The following is a 24,199-nucleotide window of genomic DNA, read 5'->3' as shown; positions in this document are numbered from 1 at the left end:
GGGAGGAGGTATGTGTATAATGGTCAGAAGAATTTATAAAAAGATATTTTCTTTGATAACATTATTTTCAATAATAATTAGTTTTGTTCCTATTAGAGTGTATTCGGAAGAACCCAATAGCAATCTGTTTGTAAATTCATTAGACGGCAACATAAAAGTTATTACTGGCAGTGTTATTTATCGAATAGAGAACAAATACAAAGCGGGTCAATATTTGTATGAAGATAGTAATAATCAGGTAGCATATGGGACGCCGGATATATTTGATATGAGGTCACACTGGGTGATAGAGGATGCAGGAAATGGGAAGTATAGGATAAGGAACAGAGCAACAGGGCATTACATGAACATAGAGGGACAGGAGTATGGGAGTAATCCGCCACTCAAGTGTAGTGAGATACAAGAGGACTGGGCGAGTGCCAGATTTGAGATAAAGTTATTTGAAGGGGACTATGACCAAGGGACATATGTAGTTAAAAGTGAGCTGAATAGTAACTATGTATTGCATATAGAGCAGGATGATGGAGTAGCACATGTGAGCAACTGGGCGCAGGAGACATGGGGTTCAGCTCATTGGGTATTTAGAGATGCAACGAATTATGATAACAGCAATTTAGGTAGTCCAGAGCCACCAACAGGTACGCAACCGCCTGAAATTGTTCCAAACCAATATTATCGTATTCAAAATGAATGGAAACAATATGAGTATTTATATGATGATAATGGTATTGTAAAATATGGAACTCCTAATTCAGAAGATGAAAGATTTATTTGGATGATTGAAGAATACAATGGTAATTATAGGATTAAGAACAAAGCAACAGGTAATTATATTAATATCGAAGGTCATAAGATTGTTGACAAGACATATTCTAATGGGTATTGGGCTGATGTTGTAAAATGTAGTCAATGGCAAGATAAAAATACATTCCTTTGGCAATTAAAGCCACAAGGTAATAGTTATAATATCATGACTGTTGCTGATCAAAACTTGTATCCCAATTTTGGTCTCCATGTTGAGGATCAGTTAGGAACTCTTCAATGTAGTGATGTTAATCCTACTTGGGGTAGTATGAAATGGAATTTCAGAACACTGGATGAACCTATAGTGAGTAAACCTGTTGAAAAACCAGATTTTAGTGGATCAGAGTATTGGTTGATAAAGAATTATTGGACCAAACTATATTTGATGGAAAAGGAAGGTAAACTTATATATGGTAATATCAATAAAAATGATGAAAGTGTCCAGTGGGCAGTAGAAAAACAGGGGGAATATTACAGGCTTCGAAATAAAAAGAGTGGTCATTATATAAACATTAAAAATAATATGGACTATGTGGAAGTGTCAAGTGTAGATCCGAATGATTTATCAGCTCAATGGAACATTGAATATGGAACAAAAACTGGTTATGTAGTCATTCAAAATCCCTCAAATCCAAATCAATATATAAATGTAGAAGCTAAGAAAGGTTATGCACAATGTACTCAAATAGATCCGTCCTGGGGTAGTCCTCAATGGATGTTTATTCCAGCTAATGTAAACCAGCAGTATGTCCGAATAAAAAGTGTTTATAACAATGGGTATATGTATGAAGATAAGGATGGAAGAGTGAGATTTAGCCCTACAGTAGATGTTAACAACCCTGTATCTCATTGGCTAATCGAAATATTTGGAAATGCAAAACGTATAAAGAATAGAGCAACAGGACATTATTTAGCGGTGGAAAGTCTTTTAAATGGTAATGAGATGGTAGATCCATTAGAGAGTATGAATATTCAAGATGATTGGATGAGTGCTTTATGGACAATTAATTCAGTTGGGGATAATGTATACAGTTTGCAAAATGTATACAGAAGTGAGTGCTATATACATGTAGAAGAAAATACTGATTATGTTTATTGTAATAATAACGTTTCATCAAATTCTCAAAAAGTTCAGTGGACATTAGAACCAGTTAATTGTGAAATTCCTTTTAGTATTCCGACTGGTTATGTGAGAATAAAAAATAATTTAACTGGAAGTTACTTGTATGAGAATTTAAATGGAGTTATCCTATATGGTAATAATCCTCCAAATGATGGACGAGCACATTGGAAAATAGAAATAGAAAATGGTATTGCTAAGATAAAGAATAGGGTAACAGGACACTATATTAGTATTGATAATAAAACAAGGTATGTTGAAGCTTTGCCTCAAGAGATGATAAAAGAAGGTGCAAATTGGATAATTGAAGTTTCAGATGCAACAAATTATGTATTAATAAAAAGTAACATGCCAGAGAGAGAAACTGATTACATTAATATTGAAAATCAGGCTGGTTATGTTGAATGTTCATTGGTTTCAAATGAATTGGGGAGCGCTAAATGGGCGTTTGAGGAAGCTCCAGAAAATTTTGAGGTTCCCAACAATGAGAGTATTTCTAAAAACACTGAACAAATTACCCCAATTTTGAATTACATCAATCCTCGATTTGAAGCAGAAGAGGCATTTTATAGCGGAGGAGCTTGTGTAAGTAAGGATAACGAAGGATATTCAGGAGCTGGATATGTAGCTGGGCTTGACATGCAAGGTTCTAGGATTGTATTTAACGTTAATGTTCCTTCTGAAGGTTTATATAAAGTGGTTATTGGGTATTCTAATGGAACTAATTCTTTAAAAACATTGACCTTATACGCTAATGGAATAAAAGAGAAAAAGGTTTCATTTTCACAAACTGGTAGCTGGACAAAATGGAATAGTATTGTGGATAATATATTCCTCCGTCAAGGTTTAAATACAATAATGCTTCAGTATGATGAAGATGATAGTGGTAATGTGTTTATCGATTACATTGAAGTGCCAAACTGTATAAATAATTCATCTAATGGCGCTACTATTAATTTTACAAGATATGAAGCTGAAAATGCTGTTACTAATGGAGAAATAATCGAACAAGATAGAACATATAGGACAATTGCATCGGAAGCTTCAGGTCGAAGAGCTGTAAAACTTTTTCAGAACGGTCATTATATAAACTTTGTTTTAACAAAACCAGCAAACGCGATTGTAATAAGATATTGTATTCCAGATAGTTCAGAGGGTGGCGGTATTGAAGCACCAATAAACCTTTATATTAATGGTGAATTCTCAAAGAGCATAATACTGTCTTCTGAACATAGTTGGGTATATGGAGTATTTCCATGGTCTGATGATCCTAAACAAGGTAATCCCCACAGATTTTTTGAAGAGGTTCGCGTTATTTTGGATAATTATATGCCAGCTGGAACAGTTATTACACTTAAAAAGGACGAAAACTGTTCAGCGGAATACTATTATATAGATTTTATAGAAACTGAGATTGTTCCTAAGCCCTATTCAATGCCTGAAAACTATATATCAATATTAGATTTCGGAGCAATCCCAAATGATAATATTGATGATACTCAAGCACTGGTTAATTGCATTGAAACTGCAAAATCACAGCATAAAGGTGTATGGATTCCAGAAGGTACATTTAACTTTGATAGTGAAAAAATTGCGTTAGACAATGTGGTTATTCGCGGAGCAGGTATGTGGTACACAGTACTGAAAGGTAAATATGCAACATTTTTAATTGTAGGAGATAATGTGGGAATATATGATTTATCTATCGAAGGCGAAGAGACTACCAGAATTGACTCTCATCCGGCAGCAATTGAAAGTGATTATAATGCTACTACTATAAAAAATATTACTATCCAGAATCTTTGGATTGAACATTCCAAGGTAGGGATTTGGATAAACAATGGGAATAATGTTTACATTTCGGGTTGTAGAATAAGAAACACATATGCAGATGGTATTAACTTAACCTATGGTACCAAATATTCTATGATTGAAAATACTCATATAAGATATACTGGGGATGATGGAATTGCACTATGGGCTCAAAAAGATCCAAATAATCCAGATGACGTTACCCATAATGTTGAAGGCAATATAGTAAGATTTAACACTATTGAAATGCCATGGTTAGCAAGCAATATAGGAATTTATGGAGGTAAAAACAATATTGTGTCTGACAATTTATTAGTTGATACTATTGCTTTTGGCGGTGGAATAAATATTAGTTCGAAAATAGATTATCATCCTTATCCCTTTGAGGGATTTTTGTACATTGAACGAAATAGATTGATAAGATGCGGAGGACGCGAATGGAATTTCAATCAAGATTTTGGAGCAATATGGGTAAACTGTGCTGGTATGGATATAAACGGAGAAATTATTGTGAGAAGCAATGAAATTTTGGACAGTACTTATCAAGGTATATCAATAAATGGGTCAAACAGTTTAAACAACTTTACTTTTGAAAATAATATTATAAATCAAACTGGAACTTGGGGGATAAATATTTTAAGTACTGCAAAAGGATCAGGAATATTCAGAAATAATACAATTTTAAATACTAAAATAAATGAATTTTTCAATGGTTCACGATATTTTACACCTTTACTAACAAACGATATGGTTTTTCCATCATGGGCAGAAGGAGGCAAGCTGAGCGTAAAAGAGGTAACCTCAAATAGTGTAACTCTGCAATTTCCAGCAGCAGTTGATAATGGTTTGGTAACTTATTATAAACTTATATGGAATGATTCCATGGTGACATTGAAAAGTACTTATAAAAACTTTACAATTAAAAATCTAACAAGTGGTCAAGAGTATCTTTTTAAACTATATGCTATTGACAATACTGGCAATTTATCTCCTCAACCACTTACCTTATTGGTGAGAATACCAAAAGAAGTTGGGGATAGTGGAAATACTGTTCAAACTTTTTACTTTGAACAAAAAAATAACGTGGCAAATGAAGAAAAGGAGAATAATGTAAGGTTTGAAGGTGAAAAGGAAGAAAAAATAGTAGAAAAAGAAATGGTAAATCTTATTGAAGAAGCAATAAAGAATAAGGTACAGAAGATATCATTAGATGTAGAAAAGTATGGCTTCAATAATACATTAACATTGCCAGAAAATGCCTTTAATTTAGCAAAAGTAGAAAATGCAAGTACTTTAATAGAGGTGAAGTACCAGAACACGAGCATTGAAATCCCTGTGAATTTTATTGAGGATTTAAAGAAAAATATTCTTAAATCTATGGCATCCAATAATCTCGTTTTAAACATTAAAATTACAAAACCGGAACAAAAAATTATTGATATAGTGAACAAAATCCTAAAAAGCTCTGGATTAGAAGCAATAGAGAAACCAATAAATTTTGAGATTTACCTCACTTCTGCTGATAAAACGATCAATGTAGATAGAATTGGGTTATTTACAATTACTAAGAATATAGCTCTTGAAAAGCAAATTACTAAAGAGAAACTCTCGACAGTATTTATTGATGTGTATAATAACTTAATAATTCCTACACCAAGCATATTTGATATATCGGATAACAAGATGAATGTAAGAATTTTTGGTAATACGATAGGAATATTTGTTGTAGTAAAAAACAATAAGAGTTTTAACGATATTAATGGACATTGGGCTGCTAAAGAAATTGAGCTTTTGAACAATAAGCTAATAGTAAATGGCATAAGACAAAATGAATTTGCACCTCAAAGGAACATAACAAGAGCAGAATTTGTAACAATGTTAGTCAGAGCATTAGGCTTATGGATAAATTCGAAAGATAAGATAAAATTTAAAGATATTGATGAGAAAGATTGGTATACAAATTCTATAAACACAGCAGTTAATTTGGGCCTAGTAAATGGCTTTAACGACGGAACATTTAGGCCTAATGATTACATTACTCGTGAACAAATGGTAGCGATGATAATAAGGACATTGAGTGTATTGAATAACAAATTTAAATTAATTAATACTCAAGAGAATTTGGCAAGGTTTGCTGATAGCTATTATATAAGCCCCTGGGCAAAACAATATGTATCAACTGCAATCCAACTTGGTTTAATAAAAGGAAAGACCTTTGAGTTATTAGCACCGAAAGATTTCGCAACGAGGGCAGAGGCAGCAGTTATGCTTGTTCGATTTTTAACTATTGCTAATTTAGCTAATTAAATAGGAATTTTCCCCTGCGCTATTTTACTGATAGTGCAGGGGAAAATATAAGATTTTGTGCGACAAAGAGGTGAAAAATGCAATCATGGATGGAAAAGAAAATGTATTTTTTAGAGTAATGAGAAAAATGAGTATAACCAATAAATTGACACTGCTTGTTTTTTTGGTTGTTTTTATACCTGTTATTTTAGTTTCTACCTTGTCTATTTCGCTATCTGTAAATTCTTTAATAAAAGAAACTAAAAGGTCATATTTAATAACCACTCAAGCCTCCTCAGATTATTTTGAGAATATTTTTAGTACTGCAAAGAATAAAATTGCTGAAATAATGCAAAGTGAAGCTATTCAAAATTATTACTCTCAAGCTCGACAGGATATGCAAGGGAAAGTGGATATTTACAAGTTGAAAGAAGAAGCCAACAAACTCTTTCAAAATATTATGATAGCCAATCCAATGTTTTCAAGTGGTTATATTTTGGTAGGAAAAGATAATTCTCTTACATATCCAATTATGTCATTAGAAGAGGTAAATTTTGAAAATCTCAAGTCATCGACTTGGTATCAAGCAGTGATACAGTCAGATGAACCAATAATTTTAAAAGATCATTTTAAAGATTTTGACGAGAAAATCAATAAAAGCGGGGTAAATGAAATACCTCCTTATGCTTTTTCAGTTGCTATTGCATTGAAAGATACACTGACTTTAAGGACAATTGGTGTTATCTTGCTTGATGTTAGTTTAGATTGGTTTAAGGAAGCTTTACAAAATTCTCATTTGGCTCAAAATGGAGGATATATGCTGGCAATTTCACCAGAAGGAGATATGATTGTACCTTCTAAATGGTCAGACCAATTTAAAAGCATTCCGAATAAAGAGACTAATTTTGTAAAGAGAATTTTAGAATTAGGACAAAAGGGAGTGAAATCTGGCTCGTTAACAACCAGTTACGAAGAGAGAGAATTTTTGATTACATTTAATAAACTGTATAATAGTGGCTGGTATATAGTTGGTATTGTGGCACTAAGTTCTATAACTAATTCAACCCGCGTATTATTAATGATGGTTATAATAGCAACAATTATTTTTACAATTGCTGCTATTGGTGTTGGAAGTTTATTTGCTTTAAGAATTGCAAATGATATAAAGAAAGTAGCTAAGACTTTTTCTTTAACACAAAAAGGTGATCTTAGTGTAAAAGTTAGTATAAAGAGGAACGATGAAATAGGTATATTAGTAGATAGTTTTAATGAAATGATTGAAAAACTAAAGAAATTGATAATAGATGTTGTCAAAGTAATCGAGAGAGTAGTGGAAAGTGTCTCAGCGATAAAGGCTGTGTCTGCTGAAACATCTTCTGCTGCTACAGAAATCTCTAAAGTAGTTGAACACATCACAGATGGTGCTAATGAACAAGCAAAGGAGATTTCAAATATTTATACAATAGTAAATAGATTTGGTGAAAAGATTGAAATAATTGCTCACTCAATTAATAAAATGAAAGATTATAGCTGTTTTATAAATTCAATAACCGAAAAAGGTGAAAGTGCTTTTTCTTCTCTCAATGGTGTTACTCAAAATACTGTGCGGGCAAGCAATGACATGATGATAAATTTAGAGAGTTTGATTGCTAATATCCACTCAATTGAAAAGGTTATAAAGGTTTTAAATTCTATAACAGAACAAACAAAATTATTAGCATTGAATGCTTCGATAGAGGCTGCAAAAGCTGGCGATATGGGTCGTGGATTTGCTGTTGTTGCGTCTGAAATTAGAAAGCTTGCTGATCAGTCTAAAACTGCAACTCGTGAGGCAGAAACAATGCTTAAAAAGATAATCGAACAATCTAAAAAAACCCAACAAGTGAAAGGTGTCTTTGAAGAAATAGTAAAGGAACAATACAATGTGGTTGAACATGTCTCAAAAGCTTTTTTAAATATAAAAAACGAAATGGATAAATTATTATTGGATATTGAAAAAGTTAATGAGTCTGTAATAACTATAAATAATGAAAAAAATATAATTATCGAGTCTATCAAGAATATTTCCTTAATTTCTGAACAAACTGCTGCTTCTTCCGAAGAAATTTATGCTGCAATAGAAGAGCAGGTAGCATCTGTAGAAGAATTATATCGTATGACTGAGAAGTTGAATGCTGTTACAGGAGAACTACAGGAATCTACTAAAGTATTTAAGTTTTGAAAAAATTTACATTTATAAAATATGTGGGGAAAGTTGAAAAATGAATAAAAATAAATTATCATATAGGGAAAGAGAAATTGTAAAATTAATAGCGGAGGGTATGACCAACAAAGAAATAGCTGTAATTTTAAACATAAGTGAAAAAACTGTAAAAACTTATGTTAAAAACATTATGTTGAAGCTTGAGGTAGATAGCCGCTATAAAATAATTGCTTGGTATTATAAAAATTTAAATTCAAAAAGTTAACAAAAACTTATAAGACTAAAGTCTTAAGTCTAAAGCAGGATTTTATTCTTCTATACAAACACTAAAATATAAAGTAAAGTACTCATATAAAAAAGAGGAGGTTTTGTTTGATGGTCAACTTAAAAAAACTTTTATCAGTTATTACTTCATTTGTTATGATTGCATTTTTATTGCTTGGTTTGTACGTTCCAAAAGTAAAAGCAGATGATTCAGTAAATTTAGCAAAAAACAAAAGTATAACAGCAAATAGTTATGTTCAAGGATTTGTACCTCAAAACGCTAATGACGGCAATATCCAGACTTATTGGGAAGCCTCGAGCAACACATATCCTAATCTTTTAACTGTCGATTTAGGAACTCAACAAACATTTAACAGAATAGTTCTTAAACTAAATCCTTCATGGAGCACTGGTAGAACACAAGATATAGAAATATTAGGTAGTAACGACAATTCTTCATATTCGACTATAGTAGCAAGGGCATCATACTATTTTGATCCTAATACAGGGAATGTAGTTACAATTACTTTTAGCAATAAAAGTTACAGATACGTGAGGCTAAAAATATATTCTAATAATGGAGCTAATGGTGGTCAAATTGCTGAAATTGAGGTATATTATGATGTTTCCTCATCTACTGGAAAGTACGAAGCGGAGAATGCGATATTATCTGGTGGAGCAAAAGTGAATTTTGACCATACAGGTTATTCGGGGACGGGATTTGTTGATGGTTATTGGATTGTGGGTGCTACAACTACATTTAATGTTATGGTTCTTACGAAAACAGAGTACACATTGACAATAAGGTATGCTAATGCAACTGGAAGTATTAAAACAGTCTCTCTTTATGTCAATGGCAGAAAAATAAAGCAACTTAGACTTCCAAATTTATCAAATTGGGATACATGGGCTGATGTTTCAGAATTTGTGTTGCTAAATGCGGGCAGCAATGCGATTACAATAAAGTATGAATCAACTGATAGTGGAAATATAAATATCGATTATATTACAGTTAAACCAAAAGACAGAGGAGCTAATTTGCCTTTTATTAAGCACGAAGCTGAATATGCTTCAACAAATGCTTCAATAATGCAGTATAGTGTGCTTTATAGGACAGACATTCAATCAGAGGCATCTGGGAGAAGAGCAGTAAAATTAGACAATACTGGTCAATATATTGAGTTTACACTTACAGAGCCGGCTAATGCAATGGTCATTCGATATTGCATTCCGGATAGCGTAGATGGACAAGGGTTAAATGCAACTTTAAGTATTTATGTAAATAATGTTCACTATCAAGATATTCAATTAACTTCCAAATATGCGTGGGTATATGGAGAGTATCCTTGGACAAATAATCCAGCAGATGGCAAAGCGCATCATTTCTTTGATGAGGTACGATTAATGTTCTCTACCACCTATTCTACAGGTACAAAGATTAAATTACAAAAAGATTCTGGTGATAATGCAGCATATTTTATAATAGATTTTGTTGAATTTGAAAATGTTCCAGCGCCTATAAGTCAGCCCTCTAATTCACTCTCGATAACTGCTTATGGTGCTACTCCTAATGATGGCACTGATGATAAACAAGCAATTATAAATTGTATTAATGATGCAAAAGCTCAAGGTAAAATAGTGTGGATACCAAGTGGTGTCTTTGATCTAAGTGGGGGACCAATAACTGTAGATAATGTGACAATAAAAGGTGCAGGAATGTGGTATTCTGTCTTGCGTGGCTCTGGTGCTGCTTTTGCTTTAAATGGCAATAATTGTAGATTTTATGATTTTGCTATTTATGGTAACACAACACAACGTATTGACAGTGCACCTGAAACAGCGTTTGATGGAAATGCGGGGACTGGATCAATTATTCAAAATATATGGATTGAACACGTAAAGTGCGGAATATGGGTAAACTATCCTACTGATGGAATTCAAATATTAGGATGCAGGATTAGAAATACTTTAGCTGATGGAATAAATTTGTGTGGAGGTACTAAAAATTCGACTGTTCAACAATGTCATATTAGGAATACAGGTGACGATGCAATTGCAATATGGTCAGCAACATGGATAAGTAACAATCCTTCACAAAATAATACTGTTAAATACAATACAATAGAATGTCCGTGGCTTGCAAATGGTATTGCAATATATGGTGGTGCAAACAATGTTGTTGAATATAACATTGTAAAAGACATTATAGCTTTTGGTGGAGGTATCTTAGTAAGTTCAAATTATAGTTGTGTTGCATTTAGCGGAACGACCACTGTAAGATACAACACTATTGAAAGAGGAAGTTCTTATGAATGGAATCTTAATTATGCCCGGGGAGCTATATGGATAAATGCAGCTCAGCAAGATATCAATGCAACTATAGGGATTCAAAGTATAGAAATATATGACACTCCTTACCAAGGGATATTTATTGAAGGGCCGTATTCTGTTGGTTCTAATTTATCGTTTAACAACGTTTACATTAATGGGGCTGGAACCTATGGCATAGAAATAGCAAGTAATGCACGAGGAAGTGCAACATTTAATTCTGTGGTTATTTTTGGTGCTACATATGGCGGTCTTCTCAATTCTGCGGGAAGCAACTTTACGCTCAACAAAGGTAGTGGTAATATTGGATGGTAACTAAGCAATACTATGTTTATTAAAATAACAATAAATAAAAGCTGCCGATTCACGCCGGCAGCTTTTTTGTGTTATTACTAAATTATTTTTACAGAGTTACCTTCGACAATATCTACAGGCAGAACAAAGATGTTTGATGAGGCATTTGAATTGTGATAATGGTTTACAATTAAATCAATAGACATTTCAGCCTTTAATTTAATGTTTTGATTTACTGTTGTAAGTTCAGGTATGAAATATTTAGATGATTGAAGATTGTCATAACTGACAATAGAAAGGTCATCTGGGACCCTAACATTATACTTAGATAATCCTTTAATTAGTCCCATTGTTACAATATCTGAAATAACAAAAAATGCTGTTACTTTACCTATCAACGGCAATATTTTTTCTGCTAAGCTTATTCCACTTCGATAATTCAGATTAGTTTCGAAAATGTAATCTTTGTTAATTTCCAATTCATAGTCATTTAACGCCTTGCAAAAACCTTCATATCGCCACTGGTGAATAACACTCGATTTAATTTCACCACAAATTAAGCCAATTTTCTGATGGTTTCTCTTTATTAAATATTCTGTAGCTAAATATGCTCCTTTTTTATCATCGCTATAGATATAATAGAAGTTATCATAAACATAATCATGGTCTATTAATACGATAGGAACATAAGCTTCTTTCAAAGTTTGAAATAGTTTGTTGTCAAATTTACCTAAACAAATTAATCCTGAAACTGCTTTTGAGTTTATTAGTTTTTTGATGTTATTTTTATCACTGTAGTCTGTTATTAAAATGCTGTAGCCATGTTCCACAGCTTTATAATGAGCACTTGCTAAAAATTCAATAAAAAAAGGATTGTCTGTCAAAACAGTAGCTTTTTCATCTTTAAAGACTGATACCAAAATTCCAATTACATTATTTTTTTGTTTGGCTAAATTACGTGCAGTAACATTGGGTGTATAACCTACCTCCTCAATAATTTTTAAAATTCTTTTTCTCGTTTCTTCGTTTATTCGGCCTACATTATTTATTACATAAGATACAGTGGCGGTAGAAACCCCTGCTAACTCAGCAATATCTTTGATTGTTATTTTCTTTTTCATTTTCCACCTCTCAAAATGCCTTTAAGTATTTAATCACTTAACCAACCAACCAACCAACAAAATTTGTCCAATATCTATTATATTATTTAGTGGCTTATCTATCAACATATGTACTTATCAAATAGTTTTAAAAATTTTATGAAAATACTTGACTTTTGATAAAGTTGGTATATAATAATAATTAGTTAGGTTAAGCGATTAATCAAATTGATTGTGGTGCTCAAATTAGTGCTAATTTCACAAATGAGGAGGTAACCAGTTGTATAAAGGTGTAACGACAGTAGGTTTTGATAATTTTACGGCGCTATATTCCAACTCAGAAAGTTTTTCAGAAGGTTTTAGCAGAGGTATTCAGCATCTTTTTTACAATGATTATACGTATGATTTAATAAAAAAAGGTATAACCCTGATAAGAAACGAAGAAGAGTTGTTATATTCAAATATTACATATGATTTGCATCACGCGCCAAAGGAAATTGAAATAGTTGAGGAAGGGTGGGAAGATTTATATAAGGTTTATTCAAAATATAAAGAATACAAAGGCATTGAAAGGAAAAGTTTTTGCTATGCTCTTGATAATGGTATAGTAATTGAAGAATTAATAAGAAATAATAATTCCAAAGATATCTGTATAGATATTTTTGCCTATATTGTTTTTAACAATGCAAAAAAAGGTTTATTGGAATACAATAAGGACTACGATTGTTTGATTTGGGATAGCGGAGTAAAAGAAAAATATGTAATTATCGGACTTGATAGAAAAAGTGATTTTCATGTATTGGCAGTTGAACATATAAACTTTGATTTTGCGGGTTTTCAAAAAATATTACAAAAAGAATATAATCAAAAAGATCATCTAAAAAGTGAATTTGGCATTTCGGCTGCAATTGGGAGTCAATGCAACATACCGCCAGATGAGGAGATATTATTTAGATGGTTTATTGTTCCGTGTAAAAAAATTGAAGAAGGATTAAAATTTCTTCAAAGAATTAGAAATATTAATCTCCAAGAATATGGAAATGTGATTTATAGCAGTTTCATAGATCAAACTTCAAAAGTAATAGACTATAACAAATATGCCAATGAGAAATGGAAAAAGATTTATTACCGTAATTTATTAGCTATAAAAAGTGTTAATTTAAATGGTTTTATTCCAGCCGATATTACAGGACATTACTTTACACATTTGGGTCCATGCTTTTATCCAAGAGATGCGTTGATGGTAGCTAAAGCTTTTCTTTATTCTGAGCTCTTTGAAGAAGCAAAAAAGATATTTAACTTTTTGAGCAATTTAGAATTTAAGAAAAATGGGGAGTTTTATCAACGTTATGACTGTTATTGTAAACCCTCAGAGGGAGCAAACAACTATGTGGAGCATCAATTGGACTCAATTGGATATTATTTGAGTTTGATTAAATATTATTTTGATTTAACAGGAGAATTACTTATAAAGAAAGACAAATTAGAAGAAATTATTCATTGTTGTGAATCTTACAAAGGATATAACAATTTAATTGGTCCTGAAGGGGGCGTAAATGAAGGAGTATACGGGCAAGCGTATATTACTTCAACAAATATGTTCATTTTAGGTGGATTAATAAATGCAAGAAGACTGTTAAAGGTTATAGATCCAACCGATGTTAATCTCAAAAGTAAGATAGATTCTCTTATTGAAGATATTTCTGAAGGTATCGAAACTATGTGGGACAAGAATTATAAGTATTATTACTATGGTTTTTCACTTACCACCAATTGTGTTGTGAAAAGGTATGATACTCCTCAATATTTTTCGCCTTTGTACGGTTATTATAATGAGAAGATGTTGCATAATAACAGCTACTTGCTAAAAAACGCTTCATTTCACGGAGATGGAATAGGATATTCCCAGCAAAGTTATCATCATGGTGCATGGATTTTTAATACCGCCGCATGTGCCCAATTTAATTATTTTGTAGGTGATATTCCTGAATATATCAAAAAAATAGAATGGCTTGTAAAGCATACAAATAATTTTGGACTTATGCCTGAGGCTGTAGATGCTAAGTATGAACATGTATGTTATATAAATCCGCTAACGTGGGCATGTGCCGAAATGGTCTCTGCTTTGGCATATCCTTATTACAAAGAATTTTCTGCTAAGCAATTATCGGGCGATAAAATTTGATAGCTGAATAGCTATCAAATTTTATCAAAAATAAATCTATAATTAACTAAAAGGAGGTTTTTCTATGGGTAGTTTCAAGTCGTATTTCAAAAAAGCTTTTGTAGTGTTTCTTGTGCTCAGTTTTATTGCTACCAGTTTTTTGGCATTTGATTTTGGAAATGCAGCGACAAAACTCAACAATACCGAGAAAGTTTTCAGGGCACTTGATAATTGGCCAAAACCACCTTTGTATCAGGGTAACGTTTTTGCGTCGGGCGGTGTAGGTTACTATGGTGAAAGGTTTATGTTTGAAGGATTATTCCTTATTGTAAGGTCTACTGACCAAATATTTAATAGATTAGCCCAATCATATGAGCATAAAGGCAACAAAACAATAGTGCACTTGAGAAAAAATGTAAAATGGCATGACGGGCAAAAGTTTACAAGTAAGGATGTGTGGGCTTATTATATCTTAAACAATGGAGTTGAAGTTGCAAGAAGATTAGATAGTATTGAAACGCCTGACGATTATACAGTAGTATTTAATTGGCATGAACCAGCTCCTTTCCCCGAACTTAGAATAATATTCCTTGCTCAAGATAGGCAAGGCACAATTCCTTATCACATTTACAAAAAATATGTTGATAATGCTGCCAAAATTCTCAGCAGCGCTAAGAAAACAAATGATCCTGCAAAACGAGGACCTTTTGGATATGAAATTACTGATAGTATAAGGAAACAGCTGGACAATAATTGGCAACAATTTTTGAAGTATAATCCTAAAAAACCTATTGGTACTGGTCCGTTTAAGTTCTATGCAGTGTCTGATACTCAATTAGTTCTTGTAAAAAATAAAGATTATTGGGATGCTAAAAATGTTACATTTGAAAAGGTTGTATTCTATCAAGTAAATGACTTATCATCACAATATGCTATGTTGAGAGCAGGGAAATTAGAAAACTTCAACTATACCCAACCGAAAGATGTTTTAGAGTCGATCTTAAGGGCTAATAAAGATTTAGTACATTACAAGATGTTTGATCCAGCTTGTGCGGGTTTGCTTTTGAATGTCAGAAAGTATCCTTTTAATAATGTAAAATTCAGACAGGCATTAGTTTATGCACTTGATAGAACAAAGATAAGAGAATTTGCAAATTATTATGCGACGGAGTATAAAAAGTATTCTTCTTTAGGAATAGCTCAGTCAGAGTTAAATAAGTGGGTTTCAGTTGATACTCAGAAAAAAATGACAGATTATTCTTACAATCCTAAAAAGGCAGAGCAATTGTTAAGAGAAATTGGATGGAGAAAAGGGGCAGATGGTATTTGGGTAGATCCAAATGGAAAGAAATATGAGTTTTACATTGGCGTAGCAGCAGGATGGGAAGCTGTTATCAATTATTCTCAAGCTGTTGCAGAACAGTTAACAGCGTTCGGTTTACCAACTAAAGTTAAAATAGTTGAAGGAAGCACTTATTGGCAAAAGGTACAAGAAGGAGCTTATGATATAGGTACTGACTGGGTAGATATTACATGGTATTCTTCAGATCCTTATTTCTATCTTAGTCAGACGTTTGGATGGATAGCTACTATTAATGGACTGCCAAGAGATCCAAAGACAGGGAAACTTACTTTAAAATTAAAAGGACCTGATGGTAAAGAGATAGATGTTGCTAAGATACTTGATGAATATCCATACACTTATGATCTGAAAAAGAGAATGAAGATGGTCAATGATTTAGTATATGCTATTAATGAGAATGCGTTCAATATCGCATTGTATCAGAATACGACAGGGGTTTGGATTAATACCAAGACTTTTGGTGGAAAATTACCAATGGCAGATCAGTTTGCGAAATATAATAGAAATATGCCTCTGCCAACTAACAAAGAAGACAAACGAAGAATAGCTATACTGAATCTTGGTTTTGGAGGGTACATGTCATTAGTTAATGGAGAATATCAGCCGAAATAAAGAATTGAGAATTTTAAGTCAAAGTAAAAATTAAAAGAGGGCGAGGCTCTCTTACTTAGAAGACAGATTTATTAAGACTTGCTAAAAGAGAGCCTCGACCCTTCTTTGCAGATTTATTGAATTTAGTTTAAGAAAGAGGGAAAGTGGTGATGAAAATTAAGGCTGTTTTTAAAAAAGTTCTTATGTCGTTTACAACAGTTTTATGTGCAGTCTTATTGACATTTTTCTTGTTAAGACTAACTCCTGGAAGTGCAATTGATGGCTTAGCGAGACAGTTAGCACAAACTAATGGAATTACATTGGAAGCAGCTTATGAAAGAGTAGCTAAAATGGTAAATTATGATCCACGAGAGCCGTTGCATAAACAGTTAATTAGATACGTAAATGAATTGTTACATGGGAATTTAGGAACATCAATGATTTATCAAACTGTAACGGTAAATGAAATTGTAGCAAAAGCATTACCCTGGACAGTATTTGTGCTAAGTATTTCCTTGCTTATTAGCTTTTTGATAGGTATTCAATTAGGTACAAGAATGGCATGGAAAAGGAACTCTATTTTAGAACCGATAGTTTCTATATATGCGACTATCACAAGTGCAGTTCCAGGCTTTATTATTGCCATATTATTACTTGTAATATTTGCATATAATCTCAATTGGTTTCCTTATAATGGGGCTTATGATATTGATGTGACACCAGGGTTTAATTTACCATTTCTTTGGAGTGTACTCAAACACGCGTTTTTACCAATTCTTACTTATGTTATAACTTCTATAGGTGGATGGGCACTTGCGATGAAAGGGAGTGCTATAAGCGTTTTAGGTGAAGACTATGTAAATGCTGCATATGCTCGAGGTTTATCAGATAGGACAATAATGAAAAATTATGTAAGAAGAAATGCATTATTACCTTTAATAACTTCATTAGCAATGAATTTTGGTTTTATGATTAGTGGTTCTGCTCTTATTGAAAATATATTTTCATATCCGGGAATGGGATATTATATAGCTCAGGCAAGCTCCCAAAGGGACTACACCTTGATGCAAGGTTTATTATTAGTCACTGCCACAGCAGTAATTATCGCTAATTTAATTGCTGACTTAATATACAGTAAACTTGATCCGAGAGTTAGCATAGAGGAGTGAGAAATAAAAATGAGATATGTAAAAGAATTATGGGAAGAAATAAAAGTTAATAGAAAAGCTATGACAGGTTTTGTTATTTTGATGTTTTTTATTTTAATGGCAACGATAGGACCGCGAGTTTTAAAACTGGACTTGACTATAAGATTTTCAGAAAGGTATCAAATGCCTTCATGGAAACATATTTTGGGTACTGATTTTGCTGGTCGAGACACCTTTGTTCAGCTTGTATATGGTTCACAAGAAGTTTTAAGCGTAGGAATTTTAACAGCTACTTTTACTATATTAATAGGCTTTTTTATAGGTGCATTATCAGGTCTTATAGGTAAATGGGTAGATTCAATAATAATGTTTATAACTAATCTCTTTCTTACAATTCCACAATTTCCGATTTTGATTGTGATATCCACCCTTATAAAAGTTAGTAATCCACTTGTATTTTCTCTTATTTTGAGTCTTTTTTCATGGGGTGGGCTTGCGCGAGCAATTCGTTCGCAGATTCTTTCCTTAAAGCATAGTGAGTTTATTGTTGCTTGCCGAATTATGAATTTAAGTACAATGCATATTATTTTTAAAGAAATAATGCCAAATATTATTTCTTATATAGCTGTCAATTTTATCTTCATAATACAGAGTGCTGTAAATGCAAGTGTAGGTTTGATGATGTTAGGGCTTGCTCCGTATTCACCTACAAATTGGGGTATGATGATTAGCTTGGCTGTACAAAATACAGGTGGTATTTTCAACCCAAGAGCTTATATATATTTGCTGAGTCCAATTGTATGTTTAGCACTTTTTCAACTTGGATGTATTTTCTTAGCAAACGGACTTGATGAGGCATTCAATCCTCGCATTAAATCACAAAAAGGGTCATAAAACGGAGGTATTATAAAATGGGCGAAAATATAATTGAAATTCGGGGCTTAACAATTGAATTTAGAATGAGAAATGGTGTGATCAAAGCGGTTAACGATGTAGATTTCAATATTGAAAAAGGAAAAATAACTGCTTTGGTAGGAGAGAGTGGAAGTGGAAAATCTACCTTAGCGTATGCTTTATTGGGCCTGGTTAACCATCCAGGAATAATTAGTGCAGGGAAAATATTTTTTAAAGGTGAAGACATATTACAATTCAATAAAGAAAAACTGCGCAAGTATAGATGGGAATCTGTAGCAATGATCTTTCAAGCAGCTCAAAATTCTTTGAACCCAGTTATGACAATTCAAGAACAAATGTTAGAAACTTTAAAAGAGCACAAAGGTTATATTGATACAAAAGAGAGTTTAAAAAAGATAAAAGAACTTCTTGAGTACGTTAGGCTTAATCCTGATAGAGTTTTGAAATCTTTTCCTCATGAATTGTCAGGAGGTATGAAACAGAGGGTGATTATAGCTTTTTCACTACTACTTGATCCTGAAGTAATTATTTTAGATGAACCGACTACTGCGTTAGATGTTATAACACAAGCTTATATTTTCGAAATACTAAAAAGCATAAACAAAGAAAAAGGAATTACAATGTTATTGTTGACGCATGACATAGGGATTGTAGCAAAGGTAGCAGACCAAGTGGGAGTAATGTATGCAGGAAGGATTGTGGAGAGTGCTAATGTTTTTGATATTTTTGAGAGACCAAAACATCCTTACACACAAAGTTTGATAAAAGCTGCACCATCCTTAGTAGGTGATTTGAAAGATGTTAAATCAATTATGGGAACTCCTCCAAATTTGATGGATTTACCTAAAGGTTGTGCTTTTCATCCGCGCTGTTTTAAAGCATTTGATAAATGTAGGCAAGAAAGGCCAGCGAGAACTAACTTTGAAATAAACGAGTTTGTAGAATGCCACTTATATTCTGAAAATTTGTCTCAAAACTTAGTGAATTGAGGTGAAAAAATGAATAACACTCCATTGTTGAAGTTGGAAAATGTAAGTGTATACTTTGAAAAAAGAGTAGGGCTTTTTAAACCACCTTCTCTTGTAGGAGCTTTAGTAGATGTGAGTCTTGAGGTGAACAAGGGAGAGATAATAGCAGTAGTTGGAGAAAGTGGATGCGGTAAAACCACATTGGGAAAAGTCATAACAGGCTTGCAACACCCTAACAATGGCAAGTTATATTATCAAGGAATTGAATTAAATAGGCTTGATAAAAAACGAAGAAACGAATATAGAGAGAGCATACAGATGGTTCAACAGGATTCTTTTGCAGCGTTGAATCCGAAAAGAACAATTTTCCAGTCAATGGCAGATCCTTTAATAGAAAAAGGCATTGTAAAAAATCGAACAGAAGCAAAGCATAAGGTTATGGAGTTATTAGAAAGGGTAGAATTAAGTGCACCGGAGCAATATTTAGAGAAATACCCCCACCAGTTATCAGGAGGACAACGCCAGCGAATATTGTTAGCAAGAGCAATTTCTTTAAACCCCAAAATTATTGTTGCTGATGAGCCGGTATCGATGGTAGATGTGTCTTTAAGAGTATCGATATTGAATTTAATGGCGAGATTAAACAGAGAAATGGGTGTTTCTTTTATATACATAACACATGATTTGTCGACTGCTCGTTATATTGCTCAAAACGGAAGAATTGTAGTTATGTATTTAGGTAAAATAGTGGAAGTGGGTAATGTTCAGGAAGCTATTGGAGATCCTAAACATCCGTATCTTCAAGCATTAATTTCAGCTGTACCTGTGCCTAATCCGAAATTAGCAAGAGAAAAGAAAATGCTTGCATTGAAGAGTATAGATTTACCAGATCCAACCAAACCACCAAAGGGTTGTAGATTTCATCCTCGATGCCCGTATGCTATGGAAAAGTGTGCGGACTATGAACCTGAATTAAAAAAGCGGGGAAATAGATATGTTGCATGTCATCTTTATTCTTAAAACAAATAATGAATAATTTATATGATTTATAAGGAGATGTAAATTATGCCTAGTATAAATTATAAGATATGCAAAATTGCTCTTAATATATCAATAACTTTAATTATCCTTTGTTTATTTTCTTTGCTTAATATCCCCAAAGAATCTGCAGAGTTTTACATTGTAATTGTTTCTCTTATTATCAGCGTAGCAGTATTAATTTTAGCTTGTGTATATCTCTACAGATTTAAAATTTCTAATCAGAAAAAATAGGAGTGAATAAATTTCATGAAGAAGGTTATAGTAGTGATTTATGTTTTGATAGTTGTCGTTTTGGTTGGAGGTATTGGTTACTTTATATATGAAAAGAGAATAGATACTGAGTATCTAACAATTGCTGAAAAAAGGTTAGAAAAAATTGAGTGGATAAAAGATGCAACTATTTATGAGGTTAATTGGAGACAATATACAAAGGAAGGAACGATAAAGGCATTTGAAAAACATTTATCCCGCCTTAAAGAAATGGGTGTAAAGGTATTATGGCTTATGCCAATACATCCGATTTCTGAGATAAACCGTTTAGGATCCTTGGGTTCGTATTATTCGGTTAAAAATTATACTGAAGTAAATTCTGAATTAGGAACAATGAACGATTTTAAGGCGTTTGTGAAAAAAGCCCACTCGATGGGATTTAAAGTCATTTTAGATTGGGTAGCAAATCATACTGGATGGGACAATGTTTGGATGGAACATAAAAGCTGGTATGCGCAGGATGAGAATGGCAACGTTATTTCACCTCCAGGGACGAATTGGACAGATGTTGCTGAACTAAATTACGATAACCTGGAACTTAGAAAAGCTATGATAGATGCGATGATTTTTTGGATAAAAAACACGGATATAGATGGATTTAGATGCGATTATGCAGGGGGAGTTCCGTTAGATTTTTGGGAAGAAGCTCGAGAGAAATTGCAAAAAATTAAACCAATTTTTATGCTTGCTGAAGATGACCAAAATATTAGATTACTTGATAAAGCATTTGATGCAAATTATGGGTGGAAATTGTATAATCTTTTTAATAACATTGCTAAAGGCAATGACACAGCTGAAAGTATAATAGATTACTACAAAAGAATATATCCTTCATATCCAAAAGGGACGTTTCCGCTTCTTTTTATAACAAACCATGACGAAAATTCTTGGAATGGAACAGAAATTGAACGATTAGGAGATGCATATAAAACTTTTGCGGTGTTGACGTTCACCCTGCCTGGTATACCTTTAATTTATAGTGGGCAAGAAATTCCCTTAGAAAAAAGGTTAAAGTTTTTTGACAAAGATGAGATAGATTGGAGTAATATAAAACTTCATACTTTTTATAAACAGCTGATTAACTTAAAGAAAGATAATCCAGCTCTTTGGAATGGGAGCTATGGTGGAGAAGCAAAGTTTATAACTACTAACGATAGCAATGTTTTAGCTTTTGTGAGGGAGAAAGGTGACAACATTGTAATAAGTATATTTAATCTGCAGAACAAGATGACCAAGGTAGCAATAAATTTTGATTTGTATAAAGGAAAATTCAGGACTTTCGGAAGAAGGGATGAGACAATAATTATTAACGGAAAGGAAGTATTTAAATTAGAACCATGGGAGTATATTATTTTAGTTAAAAAATAGAAAAACAAGACAAGGCTTCAGTTTGAAAAAATGCAGCTCATATAGTATAATAACTTTAATTCTTCTTAGCAAACGTTTGAGTTAAAATTAAAACATGGAAAGAGGGATCATATGAGAAAGCCGCACGTGATAGAAGCTATAATAGGGAATACAAAGGTTTTGGGGCAGCTTGATTCAAATGGCATATTGCAAAGGTTTTATTGGCCTGCAGTGGATTATTATCAGCAAATAAAACTCTTTTTGGCAGCGGTTTTTTTGGATGGGCTTGTATTTTTCGAGGATGAAAATTTCAAGATAAAAAGTGGATTTGTGGATGACTTTGCGTATTTTTTTGAGTATAAAATTGCAGACAAAACAATTTTTCAACTTGACTTTGTTGACTTTGAAACAGACAGCTTGGTTCGTTTATGGGAAACTGGCTTCGAAGACTTCTATGTCTTTTTAGAACCCATGATAAATTCTTCAAGCCTTTTTAATGCTGCAAAGGTTGATAAGAAAAATGAAATAATCTATGCATATTTTAAAGGGACATATATAGGTCTTGCTTTTGAGAATAAGATAAAAAGCTTTACAGTTAAAAACGGAATTGATGATGCAAACGATAATCAGCTGGAAGGCTGGAATGAAGCTACAAATCCACAGATTGCCGTAAAACTTGAAAATATAGGAAAGGTTGCATGCTTTCTAGCTTTTGGAAACTCAAAAGATGAAGTCTATCGAAAACTTTCTTATTTAAAGCAAAAAGGGTATGACGAAGTTTACAGGCAAAACAAAGCCTTCTGGGAAAAGAAATTCTCCAAAGTAAAGCTCATTTGCACACAAGACCCAAAAGATATGCAGCTTCAGAAAAGAAGTGCATATGTATTTTATGTACTGCAGAACTCTAAAACAGGTGGAATTTTAGCTGCATCAGAGGTTGACGAGAAGTTTTTCCACTGTGGCGGTTATGGGTTTGTGTGGGGAAGAGACGCTGCGTTTATAGTATCTGCAATGGATGCGCTTGGACTCTCAAGGGAGGTTGAAAACTTTTTTGAATTCAAATTTTCTTGTCAGGAAAAGGAAGGATTCTGGGACCAGAGATATTACACAGATGGCAGCTTAGCTCCAAGCTGGGGAATTCAGATTGATGAGACAGCTTCTGTTGTGTGGGGATTCTTGAACCACTGCGAAAGACAAAATTCCTTGCATTTGATTGATTTGTATAAAGAAAACCTCAAAAAAGCACTGCTGTTTTTGATAGCTGCAGTCGATAGCGAAAAGGGAGTTATCTTTAGAAGCTTTGACCTGTGGGAAGAAAGAGAAGGAATTCATCTTTACTCAAATGCAAGCATTTATGCTGCGCTAAAGAAAGCTAAAAAGTATTTCCCTGAACTTGAAAGTGAAATTGAAAGAAAATTAAAAGCGATAAAAAATCAAATAGCTACAGCATTTTACAGTCCTAAGCTTTTACGGTATGTAAGGTCTACAGATGTCAGAATTTCAAGAGAGGAATTTTTAAAACTTCCTGAAGAGAACAGGTATGTAGAAAAGGACGAAAAATATGAGATAATCTATTATTTCAAAAAACAAGACGAAGTTGTTGACATTTCAATGCTTGGGGTGTACTATCCGTTTGAAATGATGGATAGTAGCGATGAAGCTTTTAAAGCTACCATTTTGGCTATTGAAAGGGAGTGTCAAAATTCAATTGTCGGGGGCTACAAGAGATACTCTGATGATAGGTACATTGGTGGGAATCCATGGATACTGACAACACTCTGGCTTGCAATATACTATAAAAAAACGGGACAGGTAAACAAGGCAGAAAAACTCTTTAAATGGGCAAAGGAGCACAGTTTACCAAACGGGCTTTTTCCGGAACAGGTTGACAGGCTCACTGGCAAGCCTGCGTGGGTTGTTCCACTTGCATGGTCTCATGCAATGTATGTACTGTATTTGTTTGAGAAAAATTAAATTTTAAAAGGACCAGCCTGCTACCTAATTTTGAGCAAAAGCTGGTCTTTTTTATTTTATCTTTTCTCTTTTATTCTCTACTCTATATTTTCATCTCAACTTGGAAAGTATAATATTTAGACAAATTTTTTAATTCAAATTTCAAAATTTTTGTTATAACTTTGCACAAAGTGGTATAAATTATATAAACCCTAAAAGTAAAACTGT

The 24,199-nt window shown here is 33.0% G+C and carries 13 protein-coding genes; 12 read left to right on the top strand and 1 reads right to left on the bottom strand.

The annotated features are described in order from the left end of the window. Nucleotides 1–19: 19 nt before the first annotated feature. The 4 genes from CALHY_RS12085 (at nucleotide 20) to CALHY_RS13340 (ending at nucleotide 11,132) form a co-directional block, all read left to right on the top strand. Nucleotides 20–6,043 carry an S-layer homology domain-containing protein gene (locus CALHY_RS12085; protein WP_013404223.1) on the top strand — a complete coding sequence of 2,008 codons (6,024 nt, stop codon included), beginning with the start codon at nucleotides 20–22 and terminating at the stop codon, nucleotides 6,041–6,043. A 55-nt stretch (nucleotides 6,044–6,098) separates the two neighbouring features. After that, nucleotides 6,099–8,243, top strand: coding sequence for a methyl-accepting chemotaxis protein (locus CALHY_RS12080; protein ID WP_049772028.1), 2,145 nt, complete (start codon nucleotides 6,099–6,101; stop codon nucleotides 8,241–8,243). Nucleotides 8,244–8,283: 40 nt separating this feature from the next. Further along, the gene (locus CALHY_RS12075; protein ID WP_013404221.1) at nucleotides 8,284–8,490 is read left to right on the top strand and encodes a response regulator transcription factor; all 207 of its coding nucleotides are present in this window, start codon (nucleotides 8,284–8,286) and stop codon (nucleotides 8,488–8,490) included. Nucleotides 8,491–8,600: 110 nt separating this feature from the next. Continuing rightward, nucleotides 8,601–11,132, top strand: a complete 2,532-nt coding sequence (locus CALHY_RS13340) for a discoidin domain-containing protein (protein ID WP_013404220.1) — start codon at nucleotides 8,601–8,603, stop codon at nucleotides 11,130–11,132. Between the two features lie 77 nt (nucleotides 11,133–11,209). On the opposite strand, the gene CALHY_RS12065 is transcribed toward CALHY_RS13340, so the two are convergent. Further along, complete coding sequence (locus CALHY_RS12065; protein ID WP_013404219.1) at nucleotides 11,210–12,232, bottom strand: LacI family DNA-binding transcriptional regulator; 1,023 nt, start codon at nucleotides 12,230–12,232, stop codon at nucleotides 11,210–11,212. 259 nt (nucleotides 12,233–12,491) lie between these two features. On the opposite strand from CALHY_RS12065, the gene CALHY_RS12060 reads away from it, so the two are divergent. The 8 genes from CALHY_RS12060 (at nucleotide 12,492) to CALHY_RS12020 (ending at nucleotide 23,992) form a co-directional block, all read left to right on the top strand. After that, nucleotides 12,492–14,396 carry a hypothetical protein gene (locus CALHY_RS12060; RefSeq protein WP_013404218.1) on the top strand — a complete coding sequence of 635 codons (1,905 nt, stop codon included), beginning with the start codon at nucleotides 12,492–12,494 and terminating at the stop codon, nucleotides 14,394–14,396. A gap of 64 nt (nucleotides 14,397–14,460) precedes the next feature. Beyond that, nucleotides 14,461–16,350 (top strand): ABC transporter substrate-binding protein, encoded by a 1,890-nt coding sequence (locus tag CALHY_RS12055; protein WP_013404217.1) that lies wholly within the window; start codon nucleotides 14,461–14,463, stop codon nucleotides 16,348–16,350. Between the two features lie 149 nt (nucleotides 16,351–16,499). After that, entirely contained in the window at nucleotides 16,500–17,498 is a 999-nt protein-coding gene (locus CALHY_RS12050; RefSeq protein ID WP_013404216.1) for an ABC transporter permease, read from the top strand. 9 nt (nucleotides 17,499–17,507) lie between these two features. Then, nucleotides 17,508–18,371 carry an ABC transporter permease gene (locus CALHY_RS12045; protein ID WP_013404215.1) on the top strand — a complete coding sequence of 288 codons (864 nt, stop codon included), beginning with the start codon at nucleotides 17,508–17,510 and terminating at the stop codon, nucleotides 18,369–18,371. A 17-nt stretch (nucleotides 18,372–18,388) separates the two neighbouring features. Continuing rightward, complete coding sequence (locus CALHY_RS12040) at nucleotides 18,389–19,381, top strand: ABC transporter ATP-binding protein (RefSeq protein ID WP_013404214.1); 993 nt, start codon at nucleotides 18,389–18,391, stop codon at nucleotides 19,379–19,381. Between the two features lie 9 nt (nucleotides 19,382–19,390). Continuing rightward, on the top strand, nucleotides 19,391–20,380 hold the full coding sequence (locus tag CALHY_RS12035; RefSeq protein ID WP_013404213.1) for an ABC transporter ATP-binding protein: 990 nt from the start codon (nucleotides 19,391–19,393) through the stop codon (nucleotides 20,378–20,380). A gap of 267 nt (nucleotides 20,381–20,647) precedes the next feature. Next, the gene (locus CALHY_RS12025) at nucleotides 20,648–22,039 is read left to right on the top strand and encodes an alpha-amylase family glycosyl hydrolase (protein ID WP_013404211.1); all 1,392 of its coding nucleotides are present in this window, start codon (nucleotides 20,648–20,650) and stop codon (nucleotides 22,037–22,039) included. 111 nt (nucleotides 22,040–22,150) lie between these two features. Beyond that, entirely contained in the window at nucleotides 22,151–23,992 is a 1,842-nt protein-coding gene (locus tag CALHY_RS12020) for a glycoside hydrolase family 15 protein (protein ID WP_013404210.1), read from the top strand. The last annotated feature ends 207 nt before the right edge of the window (nucleotides 23,993–24,199 follow it).

Origin of the sequence: Caldicellulosiruptor hydrothermalis 108 (assembly GCF_000166355.1) — a bacterium.
Taxonomy (GTDB): domain Bacteria; phylum Bacillota; class Thermoanaerobacteria; order Caldicellulosiruptorales; family Caldicellulosiruptoraceae; genus Caldicellulosiruptor; species Caldicellulosiruptor hydrothermalis.
The sequence above is the reverse complement of the archived record's forward strand: the minus strand, read 5'-3'. Positions and strand labels throughout refer to the sequence as shown.

What these genes read in the sequence shown, in the direction of transcription:
- CALHY_RS12040 (WP_013404214.1), top strand. Translation starts at nt 18,389, where the DNA reads ATGGGCGAAAATATAATTGAAATTCGGGGCTTAACAATTGAATTTAGA.
- CALHY_RS12035 (WP_013404213.1), top strand. Translation starts at nt 19,391, where the DNA reads ATGAATAACACTCCATTGTTGAAGTTGGAAAATGTAAGTGTATACTTT.
- CALHY_RS12085 (WP_013404223.1), top strand. Translation starts at nt 20, where the DNA reads ATGGTCAGAAGAATTTATAAAAAGATATTTTCTTTGATAACATTATTT.
- CALHY_RS12050 (WP_013404216.1), top strand. Translation starts at nt 16,500, where the DNA reads ATGAAAATTAAGGCTGTTTTTAAAAAAGTTCTTATGTCGTTTACAACA.
- CALHY_RS13340 (WP_013404220.1), top strand. Translation starts at nt 8,601, where the DNA reads ATGGTCAACTTAAAAAAACTTTTATCAGTTATTACTTCATTTGTTATG.
- CALHY_RS12065 (WP_013404219.1), bottom strand. Translation starts at nt 12,232, where the DNA reads ATGAAAAAGAAAATAACAATCAAAGATATTGCTGAGTTAGCAGGGGTT.
- CALHY_RS12020 (WP_013404210.1), top strand. Translation starts at nt 22,151, where the DNA reads ATGAGAAAGCCGCACGTGATAGAAGCTATAATAGGGAATACAAAGGTT.
- CALHY_RS12075 (WP_013404221.1), top strand. Translation starts at nt 8,284, where the DNA reads ATGAATAAAAATAAATTATCATATAGGGAAAGAGAAATTGTAAAATTA.
- CALHY_RS12025 (WP_013404211.1), top strand. Translation starts at nt 20,648, where the DNA reads ATGAAGAAGGTTATAGTAGTGATTTATGTTTTGATAGTTGTCGTTTTG.
- CALHY_RS12055 (WP_013404217.1), top strand. Translation starts at nt 14,461, where the DNA reads ATGGGTAGTTTCAAGTCGTATTTCAAAAAAGCTTTTGTAGTGTTTCTT.
- CALHY_RS12045 (WP_013404215.1), top strand. Translation starts at nt 17,508, where the DNA reads ATGAGATATGTAAAAGAATTATGGGAAGAAATAAAAGTTAATAGAAAA.